The organism is Pseudoalteromonas sp. SR44-8 (genome assembly GCF_014163635.1).
GTDB lineage: Bacteria > Pseudomonadota > Gammaproteobacteria > Enterobacterales > Alteromonadaceae > Pseudoalteromonas > Pseudoalteromonas rhizosphaerae.
Map to the genome: position 1 here is coordinate 1 of NZ_JACJDS010000121.1, position 251 is coordinate 251.

Genomic DNA, 251 nt, shown 5'->3' on the forward strand with positions numbered 1-251 from the left:
TCCTGTTTTGCAGCTTTTCTATATTATGAACTAAGCAATACAGTTGCCATTGGGCATTCACTTTCGTTTGACCGCGTAAGGTCAATTTATTCATGCCTTTGTTAACTGTAATATTCCCGAACACTAGCTCTATACAGCCAAGTCGTTTGCTGTACTGTCGTCGCCCGATTGGGCTGTCTATTTTGACCTTCATTTTGTCGATGTAGCTTAGCTTTTTACGCGATTCATCATTTTTAAACTGAACTTGCCGT

General features: G+C 40.2%; 1 protein-coding gene. It reads right to left on the minus strand.

Annotation, left to right across the window (positions count from 1 at the left end):
• On the minus strand, positions 1-251 hold a 251-nt coding region (locus H5183_RS21565; RefSeq protein ID WP_182732696.1), incomplete at both ends, for a transposase.